Below are 7,299 nucleotides of genomic sequence, written 5' to 3'. Positions count from 1 at the left end.
CCGGCGCCCCCACCGTCGGTCTCAAGGGCCAGGAACTCCTCGTCTCCACCGCCGACTCCGCCACCGAGATCGGCACCTCCAAGGTCAACGCCGACCTCGCCCTGCGCACCCCCGTCGACGTCGCCGCCGGCGAATACCACTCCACCCTCACCCTCTCCCTCTTCAACCAGTCCTGACCCACCGCACGTCGTGGACGCCCGGAACGTGTGCGAGTCCGACTCCACGTTCCGGGCGTCCATGTTCGCGCCCGGTGTCGCTTCCGGGTGACTCTCCCTACTACGCTCCGCCTATCACTCCCCGCGGAGAACTTCGACCAGGAGGTGGCAGCAATGAGCCGGCGTAGCGAACCGACGGTGACCCGGCAGCCGGCCAGGAGCCACCGCGTGCTCACGCTGGTGGCCGCGTTCGTGCTCGGCGCGGTTGTGGCCGGTGGCGTGGTGTTCGCCGCGACCCGGCCCGACTCGACCGAGCAGGCGGTGAACCGGATCCGCGCCGAGGACGCCGTCCGCGACAAGGCGCAGATCAAGGAGCTGACCGCACTGGCCCGCACCACCCGCGACAAGCTCGTGCCCGTGCTGGAAGGGCTGGAACGCGTGATGCCCGTGGAGGACGGCGCCGCCCCCGCCGCCGCTTCCACCACCGCCTCCCCCGAGGGCGGGAAGCCAGAGAAGGCCACCGGCGCCGACATCGCGAACTGGCGGCAGGCGACCGCCGCCGCCGTCCAGTCGTTCGCCGACCCGCCCTCGGGCGAGACGTACACCAACCTGGCGAGGTCGGGTCTCGCCTCAGCCGTACGGCAGCTCGCCACCACCGTCGACAGCTTCGCGGCCGCGCAGGCGCTCACGGGACCGGCCCGCACGAACATGCTGGCCCTCGCCGCCCGGCAGCGGATGGACGCGGTCTTCACCTGGTCGGTCGGGGCCACCGCCCTCGACGCGGTCAGCGTCGACGCGGGCAGCGGACACCAGCACGTCTACCTCCCGGCCGCCCCCGGCAGCGGAGCGCTCACTGCCGACGACGAGGAAGAGGGCCACTGACGTTCAGCCGCGGGTCCACTTCTGGTTGGACCCGCCGGTGCAGTCCCAGAGCTGCAGAAGGGCGCCGTTCGCGCTGCCCCGGTCCACGATGTCCACGCACCGGTTGGCCTGGACGTTGACCAGGTCTCCCGCCGGCGTGAGCGTGAAGCGCTGGGCTCCGGTCCCGTTGCACGTGTAGAGCTGGATCGGAGTGCCGTTGGCGGTGCCCGCCGCGGCGGCGTCCATGCACTTGCCCATCGCGCGCACGGTGCCGTCGCCGTTCACCGACCACTGCTGCGCGACGGTGCCGTTGCAGTCGTACATCTGCAGCCGGGCGCCGTCGGCGGGGTTGGCACTCGGGATGTCCACGCAGCGGCCGTTCATGGCGGATCTGAGCGCGGTGCCGGTGCCGCTCCCGTCGTTGTTCCAGGCGGAGACGCGGACGTAGTCGACCAGCATCGTCTGCGGGAACGCGGTGGTCGCGTCGGGGTTGCCCGGCCAGTATCCGCCGACCGCGACGTTCAGGATCATGAAGAACGGGTGGTCGAACACCCACTGGTTGCCGCGGATGTCGGCCGGGGTGACGCGGAAGTACTCCGCCCCGTCGAGGTACCAGACGATGAGGCCGGGCGACCAGTCGACCCGGTAGTTGTGGAAGGCGTCGCCCAGAGGCGCCCCGATCGTACGGTTGCCGCCGACGCCGCCGCTGCCCGAGTAGCCGGGGCCGTGCACGGTGCCGTAGACCGTGTTCGGCGCGTTGCCGACGTTCTCCATGATGTCGATCTCACCGGTGTTCGGCCAGTTGCCGCCGCCGAGCATCCAGAAGGCCGGCCAGATGCCCTGCCCCTTGGGAATCTTGATGCTCGCCTCGAAGCGGCCGTACGCCTGGCTGAACCTGTCCGCCGTCAGGATGCGGCCGGAGGTGTACTGGCAGGTGCCGTAGTGGCACTGGTAGCCGGCGGGGTTCTCCTTGCGGGCGGTGATGGCCAGGTGGCCCTGGCCGTCCTGGTACACGTTCCGGGTGGAGTTGGTGTAGTACTCCAGTTCGTTGTTGCCCCAGCCGCCACCGCCGATGTCGAACTTCCACTTCGCCGGGTCGACGGCGCTGCCCGAGGCGCCGTTGAACTCGTCCGACCAGGTGACCGGGCCGATGGCGGCCTCGGCCCGCTCGTTGCCGGGAATACCGCTCAGGGCGCCGGCCAGGCCGACGGCCAGGGCCGCCGCGATCAGGAGTAACCGGGGTTTGCGCATGGGGGTCTCCGGTCCGGGGGGAGTGATTCGGAGTGTGGTTGCCGATGCAACACCCGTTCACACGCACTGTCAATAGTAAAGTTTACTTTTTGTTTACTTCGGTCGGGCTCTTCAGGGCACGTCCGGCGACCGTCTCGGCGGGCCTGCCGAGCAACGCCACCAGGTCGCCGGTCTGCTGTTCCAGCGCTCCCGCGCGGATCCGCGCGTTGATCCAGCTCATGGGGCCCGATCCGGCGTCGGGCACCTCGCGGTAGGGCACGCCGAGCGCCTCCGCGACCTCCGGATAGCTCCACAGCGGTCCGGTGAGGTCGTACGCCCGGCCCAGATGCCCCTCGCCGGTCAGGACGTTCGCCGCCGCCTCGGCGAGATCCGCCCGGAACGCCGTGTTCAGCCCACGGCCTCCGGTGCTGCTGGTGATCTCGCCGTCGTCGGCCCGCGGCACGAACGCGTCACTGTAGAAGGGGTGGCGCAGGAACGTGTACGGCAGGCCGCTGCGGAGTATCGCCTGCTCGGTGGCGTGGTAGGCCTCCGTCATGCCGGTCGCGGCGGCGCCGGCCCCGAGGAAGCTCGTGAACACGACGGCGCCGACTCCCGCCTGCTCGGCCGCGGCCACGGCGTTCAGGTGCTGTCCGATCCGGCGCGCGGTGTCGAGTTCCGGCGAGGAGATGAGCAGCAGACGCGTGGCCCCGTCGAACGCCTCACGCAGGCTCGCCGGGTCGTCGTAGTCGCCACGCCGCACCGCCACGCCTTCGGGCGCCCGGCCGGGGTCGCGTACCGCGGCCACCACCTCGGCCCGGGTACGAAGATGGTCGACGACGAGGCGGCCGAGCGCGCCGGAAGCTGCGGATATCACGATCACGGGGCGAGTCAACCGTCTGCCGAGGCGAGGCCGCCACTGCTTTATGGCCGCACTGCTTTATGGCCGCACTGCTTTATGGCCGCACTGCTTTATGGCCGCACTGCTTTATGGCCGCACTGCTTTATGGCCGCACTGCTTTATGGCCGCACTGCTTTATGGCCGCACTGCTTTATGGCCGCACTGCTTCATGACCGAGAATGTCGGTCGTGAGCCGTCCCCCGATCGCCTCGGTTCCGGCCGGACCCGTCGATGTGCCGCGCATCGTCGCCGAACTCGCCGGGAGCGACGCCGTCACCCCCGTCTGGCGCAACGAGCTCGGCGGCCTCACGTTCCGGCTCGACGGCCCGGGTGACGGTGCCGGTGGCACCAGGTACGTCAAGTGGGCCGCCACCGGCACCCCCGAGATCGACCTGCCGCGCGAGGCGGAACGGCTGACCTGGGCGCGGCAGTGGACCACCGTCCCCCGCGTGCTCGCGTACGGATCGGACGCCGACGGCGCCTGGCTCGTCACCGCCGCGCTCCCCGGCCGCTCGGCGGTGGATCCGCGCTGGACCGCCGACCCCCGCACCGCCGCGGCCGCGATCGGCCGTGGCCTGCGCCTGCTGCACGACGCGTTGCCGGTGGCACGGTGCCCGTACGACTGGGGGGTCGAGCACCGCCTCCGGCGGGCCGGCGAGCGCCTCGGCCGGGCCGAGGCGCGGCGGCGTCTCGGCCGCCCGCCCGCTCCCGACCGGCTCGTCGTCTGCCACGGCGACGCCTGCGCCCCCAACACCCTCCTGCACGACGACGGGACGGTCGCCGGGCACGTCGACCTCGGGTCGCTGGGCGTGGCCGACCGGTGGGCCGACCTCGCGGTCGCCGCCTGGAGCACCGAGTGGAACTACGGCCCGGGTCACGACGGCGAGGTGTACGAGGCGTACGGCGTCGCCCCCGATCCGGAGCGCATCGCCTACTACCGCCTGCTGTGGGACCTGACCTGACCGGTAAAGCCCCGGCTCCCTGGGCGGTCTCCGGAGTTCACGTGAGGTTCAGCCGTTGCCGCGAGGGTGCATTCGGAGCCGGAGCGATCCCCCCGGCGGAACGAAAGGGCACCGCACATGAGCGAGGGGCACGCGCATCCCCACCCCCACCCCCACAGCCATCCCCACAGCCACGACCACGACCCCGGGGAGACGGCGGCGGTCGTGGACATGGACGTCCCCGACGAGGCGCTGTCGCCGGGTGAGCTCTCGCGCCGTCAGATGTTCCGGCGGGCCGGACTGCTCGGCGCCGGCCTGACCGCCGCCGGCGTGCTCGGCGCCCCCGGCCCGGCCGCCGCCGCCGGCCGGGACGACCGGGAGCCGAAGGACGGCTTCCTGTGGCTCGCGGGTGACCACCACATCCACACGCAGTACAGCTCCGACGCCATGTACCGGGTCGTCGACCAGGTGCGGCACGCCAACGCGTACGGCCTCGACTGGATGGTCGTCACCGACCACGGCAGCGTCACCCACGCCAAGATCGGCGTGGAGAAGGTCAACCCCGACATCGTCGCGGCGCGTCAGGCGGTCAGGGACACCCTCGTCTTCCAGGGCCTTGAGTGGAACATCCCGGCCGCCGAGCACGGCACGGTGTTCGTGGCGCCGGGGCGGGGCGAGGTGGAGACGCTGAAGGAGTTCGAGAACTCCTTCGACGGGTCGGTGAAGGGCGCCACGGCGAGCACCCCGCAGAACGAGGCCCTCGCCATCGCCGGGCTCGACTTCCTGGCCCAGGCCGTGAAGCGCCGCCGCGTCCCGGACGCGCTGTTCCTGGCCAACCACCCCGCGCGCAAGGGCATCGACTCCCCGCACGAGATCCGCGCCTGGCGCGACGCGGCGCCGGGGATCGCGGTCGGCATGGAGGGCGCTCCGGGCCACCAGGCCGCCGGAATCCCCAAGCCCAACGGGCCCGGCTCCGGACGCGGCTACTACGACAACAGCCAGAGCGCCGACTCCTTCCCCGGCTATCCGGCGGAGAGCTACCGGACCTTCGGCGGCTTCGACTGGATGACCGCGACCGTCGGCGGCCTGTGGGACAGCCTGCTCGCCGAGGGCAGGCCCTGGTGGATCACCGCCAACTCCGACTCGCACACCGTCTACGGAGACGCGAGCGACCGCGGGCCGGGCAGCGACTTCAACGCCAACGGCCGGTACGAGGACCCGATCTACAAGGGCGTGCCGAACCTGTCCAACGGCGACTTCTGGCCCGGCTACTACAGCCGCACCCACGTCGGCGCGACCTCCTTCGCGTACGGCGCGGTCATGGACGGCATCCGCCGGGGCCGCGTCTGGGTGGACCACGGCGGCCTGATCAGCGGCCTCGTCGTCCGCGCCCGGGCGCGCGGCAACGGCGGCGACAACGGGGTCACCCTCGGCGACACGCTGTCCGTCCGCCCCGGCACCAGGGTCGAGGTGTCCATCCAGATCACGCTGGCGAACCGGCCCAACTGGGCGCAGTTCATCCCCACGCTGGCCCGGGTGGACGTCATCCAGGGCGACGTGACCGGCCCGGTCTCCGACAAGGACGTGTTCACCACCCCGAAGACCAGGGTCGTCACGTCGTACGAGGTCGGGAGGAACAGCGGAACCGTCACCTTCACCTACCAGGTGGGAGCCGTCGACCACCCGGTCTACGTACGGCTGCGCGGCACCGACGGCAACCGCGTCGCCCCCGGCCTGCTCGGCGCGTCGGTGGACCCGCACGGCCCGGCGATGGACGTGCCCGGCGACGCCGACCCCTGGAAGGACCTGTGGTTCTACAGCAACCCCGTCTGGATCGTGCCGCGCCGATGATCGCCGGTCTGGACAACGGCGCCCGTACGGTGGCCCAGGCCGAGCATCTCCTCCACCAGGTGGTGGAGGCGCTCGGCCTGTCGTCCGGGGTCGTCGGCTGCACCCACTTCGTCCGCACCGGTGACCTGCCGCACGTCGCCTGCTCGCTGACCCTGGCCGGGCATCTGGAGACGTCCCGGCTCCCCGAGGGGGTGTCGGTCGCCCTCGGCGACAGCCGTACGGGACCGGATGCGGAGGGCGCGGCGGTGGCGGCGGCCGAGCACGCGGCCCGCACCGGCGGGCGGGTCGTGCTGTTCCCCGGCGGCGACGACCTGCCGGGGACGCTCACGGTCGGCGAGTTGCTGGACCGGACGGCGATCGACCGCGTCGTCGTGCTCGCCCAGGCCGAGCCTCCGGCCGACGACGTGGTTCTGGTCACCAACGGCCACGTCCGCCCGGTCTGGCGGGACGGGCTGATGACCCTGCTCGCCATGCCTGCTCCGGGGCCGACCCCGGGCGGGCGGATCGCGCCGGCCGAGGTGCCGGACCCGACCCCCTGTTGCGCCGACCACGTGTCGTGATCGGTTCGGTATCGAACCTCTAGTGGATTTTGGAGCGATTTCGGTAAAAGATCACTCGTACCCTTTTTCCTCGCTCTTTGAGGTACATGTGAGAAAGATCCTTCGGGTGGTCGCGGCCCAGATGTTCGCCGCCGCCTTCGTCGTCACCACCCTGACCAACCCCGCGCACGCCGACACGACCGAGAGCGACGCCGACATCGCCCTCGAATGGCAGAGCGTGTACGACACCTACCACTTCACCGACGCCACCCCGCCCGCGCCCGGTTCGGGCCGCAGCCGGGTCGTCAACAGCATCTCCGTCGACATCGACTCGCCGATGCCGCAGACCTTCTACAAGTACTCGAACTTCAACAACCACATCGGCAAGAACCCGTTCCTGAAGCGGGTCGTCACGCACCAGGAGTGGAAGGCCGCTCCGGTGCTCTACCGCAACCTCACGGCGATCGAGGAGATCCCGTACCAGGGCACGATCGTGGTGAGCAAGACGCACGCGCAGCAGCGCCTCCACGCCGACGGGTTCTACTACGAGACCGACAGCTGGTCGCAGCCCAACGTGGTCACGCACCAGAAGATCGAATTCTCCCCGCTGCCCGGCGGGAAGACCCGGGTGACGGAGAACCTCGCCTTCGAGGCGGACGACTCGCTGATCGACTTCGTCGCCGCGAACGGCACCGCCGCTCACCAGCAGCTCCAGGGCGCCCTGAAGCAGGCGATCGAGAGCGGCGCGCTCTGATCCGGCCCTGATCCGGCCCTGATCGGGCCCTGATCCGCCAGCGACGACGGGCGTCCTCTCAAGTGGGGAG

7 protein-coding genes are annotated in these 7,299 nt (G+C 71.1%); 5 read left to right on the top strand and 2 right to left on the bottom strand.

Translation table 11 applies throughout. The features are described 5' to 3' along the window. Positions 1-329: 329 nt before the first annotated feature. Positions 330-1,037, top strand: a complete 708-nt coding sequence (locus HHX37_RS05105; RefSeq protein WP_182883005.1) for a hypothetical protein — start codon at positions 330-332, stop codon at positions 1,035-1,037. Positions 1,038-1,040: 3 nt separating this feature from the next. Here HHX37_RS05105 and HHX37_RS05100 read toward each other — a convergent pair whose 3' ends face one another. Together HHX37_RS05100 and HHX37_RS05095 are read right to left on the bottom strand one after the other, a co-directional pair. Then, complete coding sequence (locus HHX37_RS05100) at positions 1,041-2,267, bottom strand: glycoside hydrolase family 16 protein (RefSeq protein ID WP_182883006.1); 1,227 nt, start codon at positions 2,265-2,267, stop codon at positions 1,041-1,043. A gap of 82 nt (positions 2,268-2,349) precedes the next feature. Further along, positions 2,350-3,126: an NAD(P)H-binding protein gene (locus HHX37_RS05095; protein ID WP_182884628.1), complete on the bottom strand. Its 777-nt coding sequence runs from the start codon at positions 3,124-3,126 to the stop codon at positions 2,350-2,352. 206 nt (positions 3,127-3,332) lie between these two features. Here HHX37_RS05095 and HHX37_RS05090 point away from each other — a divergent pair, with 206 nt between their 5' ends. From HHX37_RS05090 to HHX37_RS05075, 4 genes are all read left to right on the top strand, one after another. After that, positions 3,333-4,106 (top strand): aminoglycoside 3'-phosphotransferase, encoded by a 774-nt coding sequence (locus tag HHX37_RS05090; RefSeq protein ID WP_182884627.1) that lies wholly within the window; start codon positions 3,333-3,335, stop codon positions 4,104-4,106. A 117-nt stretch (positions 4,107-4,223) separates the two neighbouring features. Beyond that, positions 4,224-5,936: a PHP domain-containing protein gene (locus HHX37_RS05085; RefSeq protein WP_182884626.1), complete on the top strand. Its 1,713-nt coding sequence runs from the start codon at positions 4,224-4,226 to the stop codon at positions 5,934-5,936. After that, entirely contained in the window at positions 5,933-6,496 is a 564-nt protein-coding gene (locus tag HHX37_RS05080) for a hypothetical protein (RefSeq protein WP_182884625.1), read from the top strand. Before HHX37_RS05085 ends, HHX37_RS05080 begins: the two co-directional genes overlap by 4 nt. A gap of 88 nt (positions 6,497-6,584) precedes the next feature. Continuing rightward, the gene (locus HHX37_RS05075; RefSeq protein WP_182884624.1) at positions 6,585-7,229 is read left to right on the top strand and encodes a hypothetical protein; all 645 of its coding nucleotides are present in this window, start codon (positions 6,585-6,587) and stop codon (positions 7,227-7,229) included. Positions 7,230-7,299: the final 70 nt, after the last annotated feature.

This window comes from Microbispora sp. H10885 (genome assembly GCF_014161415.1).
Taxonomy (GTDB): domain Bacteria; phylum Actinomycetota; class Actinomycetes; order Streptosporangiales; family Streptosporangiaceae; genus Microbispora; species Microbispora triticiradicis.
Note: the sequence above shows the minus strand (reverse complement) of the source record. Positions and strands in the feature narration are given on the sequence as shown.